This window comes from Chamaesiphon sp. OTE_20_metabat_361, from assembly GCF_031364565.1.
The window spans coordinates 1-2,442 of record NZ_JANLWO010000489.1 but is presented as its reverse complement, the minus strand read 5'-3'; the positions used below and the strand labels follow the sequence as shown (position 1 = coordinate 2,442).

The window sequence follows — 2,442 nt, the reverse complement described above, 5'->3', positions numbered from 1 at the left end:
CGACGATCTCGCCAACCAGCAGGCAGACGATCGGGAATTTGATGTCGCTCAAGTTTTCCAAGAAGCGTTTCAGCCGCAAGCAGGCATCCAAAATCCGGCTAATTTAGCTGAATCTCCATTTGCCACCAGCGAACAGCAACTCCTGGTAGGATCTGCGGGGCCACAGTCGGGATTTTTCGATCTGCCAGACAATTTTCTCGAACAATCGCCACCATCTTCAATTAATATGCCAAAATCTTCCGGGATGTTTGATGATAGTTCGACCTTTATTAATGGGGTATCGATTTCGGGAATCAAGCAGCAACCGCAGGGCACGATTAGCAACATCTACCGCGATGATAGTCCGAATCTGACTAACCTCACGGCAAATCGCGGTCTATTTGCACCTTTTGAAAATGCTTCCTTCCAGAAAAAGCAGTGGCTGATTTCCGGTGCAGCAGGCTTGGGTGCCGCGATCGCGATCGCGGGGGTAACATTTGTCAGTAGTCTCAATCTGCCTGAAAGTGCCAAATCAGCACGGGAACCACTTCGCAACGCGGGGATGATGATGACCCTAGTTGGCGGCATCACTAGTTTTGGGATTACCCGCCTGCTGATCGGTCGGTATACCAAGCAAGTCAGTCGGAGTGTTAGAGACTTACAATCTAATTTCGAGCAAGTGGCGCAAGGGAATATGGGAGCGCGGGCGACCGTCTCGTCTCAAGATGAGTTGGGTCTGCTGTCGTCATCGTTTAACTATATGTTGCAATCGGTGGTCACTAGCAACTCCGAAGCCCAGCGCAAAGCGCGGGAGATGGAACTCGCTAAAGACGAACTCCAACGCCAGGTAATTCGCCTGCTAGATGATGTAGAAGGCGCGGCGCGAGGAGATCTGACCGTCAAAGCCGAAGTCACCGCCGACGTCCTCGGTGCGGTTGCTGACTCGTTTAACTTGACGATCGATAGTCTCAGACAGATCGTGCAACAGGTACAAGTCGCCGCAGTCCAGGTCAACCAAAGCTCGACTGAGAGTGAGGCGTTTGCGCGGCGGTTGTCTTCGGATGCGCTCAGTCAAGCCGAAGAACTCGCTGTGACTGTAAACTCTGTCCAAATGATGACTGCCTCGATCAAACGGGTAGCCGAAAGTGCGCGCGAATCAGAAGAAGTCGCCCGCACCGCATCTTCAACCGCCCTTAGAGGTGGGGAAGCGGTAGAACGGACGGTAGCAGGTATCCAAGAGATTCGCGAAACAGTGGCAGAAAGTACGCGTAAAGTCAAGCGTTTGGCGGAATCTTCCCAACAAATTTCGCAAATCGTTTCGGTCATCTCCCAAATTGCGTCTCGTACCAACTTACTCGCACTCAACGCCAGTATCGAGGCAGCCAGAGCGGGCGAATCCGGTAAAGGGTTTGCGATCGTCGCCGATGAAGTCCGTCAACTAGCCGACAGGAGTGCCAAAGCACTCAAAGAAATCGAGCATATCGTCCTCCAGATTCAAAGTGAAACTGGTTCGGTAATGGCGGCGATGGAGCAAGGGACACAGCAAGTTATCGCTGGTACCAAACTGGCAGAACAAGCCAAACGATCGCTCGATGACATCATTCAAGTATCCAATCGGATCGATGCCTTGGTCCGATCGATTACCTCCGATACGATCGAGCAGCGCGAAACTTCTAAAGCAGTTACCGAAGTTATGCAGTCGGTGGAAATTCAAGCCCAGTCAACCTCTCAAGAAGCACAGAAAGTATCTTCCTCGCTCGAAAACTTGGTAGTTGTCGCGCGGAATCTACTTACTTATGTCGAACGATTCAAGGTTGAGTAGCCGATTAGGGGATAGGGAATAGGGGATAGGGAATAGGGAATCGGACGCAAGCGTCCCTCTACATCCCGAACCCGAACCCGAACCTTAACCTTAACCCTCGCCCTAACCCCTAACCCCTAACCTCTAACCCCTATCCCCTATCCCCTATCCCCTAGTTATGGAACACGATCGCATTCTGGGCTACTTTTTAGAAGAAGCCAGCGAACACTTAAACACGATCGAGCAAGGCTTACGCAAACTTCCCGAAACCGTCAGACAGCCCACGATGATTCGCGAATTATTTCGCGCAGCGCATTCGATCAAGGGTAGTGCTGCCATGCTGGGACTCGTTGACGTCCAGAAGATCGGCAACCAGTTTGAAGCCAACTTTAGACTGCTCAAAGAGCATCCGCAAATTGCCGTCGATAACCAACTCCAATCGCTATTTCTGGAGAGTTTTGGTTTTTTGCAAGCCGGGATTAATGATGTGCGGATCGCCAGCGATCCCTACTCGCGCAACCCCGAACTGGGAGATCCTATCGGCGACCCGGTATTTGAAGAACTCAAAGCTTATCTTCAGCACTTAGTGGCTACCAGTGAAGCCGTCGCAGCACCGCCAGAACGCAGTTCCGCCCAAGATCCGGCGATCCAGCAGGTATTCG

At 51.8% G+C, this 2,442-nt stretch carries 2 protein-coding genes; both read left to right on the top strand.

The genetic code is table 11. The annotated features are described in order from the left end of the window. Nucleotides 1-1,801, top strand: a 1,801-nt coding sequence (locus RMO35_RS14325) for a methyl-accepting chemotaxis protein (protein ID WP_309741995.1), incomplete at its 5' end; no start/stop codon positions are given. A 157-nt stretch (nucleotides 1,802-1,958) separates the two neighbouring features. After that, nucleotides 1,959-2,442 (top strand): Hpt domain-containing protein (locus tag RMO35_RS14320; RefSeq protein ID WP_309741994.1); only part of this gene is annotated, 484 nt, incomplete at its 3' end.